The organism is Micromonospora sp. Mcm103, from assembly GCF_024519755.1.
Classification (GTDB): Bacteria; Actinomycetota; Actinomycetes; order Mycobacteriales; family Micromonosporaceae; genus Micromonospora; species Micromonospora aurantiaca.
The window spans coordinates 1-271 of record NZ_JALJRJ010000071.1; the positions used below are offsets into that span (position 1 = coordinate 1).

General features: G+C 63.8%; 1 pseudogene. It reads left to right on the forward strand.

What is annotated here, in order from left to right:
• Positions 1 to 3: 3 nt before the first annotated feature.
• A pseudogene (locus OC439_RS30225) lies at positions 4 to 271 on the forward strand (hypothetical protein); the annotation flags it as partial.

Below are 271 nucleotides of genomic sequence, written 5' to 3' on the forward strand. Positions count from 1 at the left end.
GTGATGAACACGATTCTGCGTAAGAGCGTTCTGGGTATTGCTGGTCTGGCTTTCACCGGTGGCGTGTTCGCCGGTCCGGTGGCCGCCCACGCGGCCGACACGACCGCGAGCGTGAAGCCGGTGAGTGTCGCGATGCAGGGTGACAAGCTGATCCCGCACGGTGTGCAGGGTGAGCAGTCGCGTATCGAGTTGAACGACGAGCAGACCAAGAACGTGAAGGCGATCATCGCGGCGACGAAGAAGGCCGGCATGGACGAGCGTGCCGCGGTCG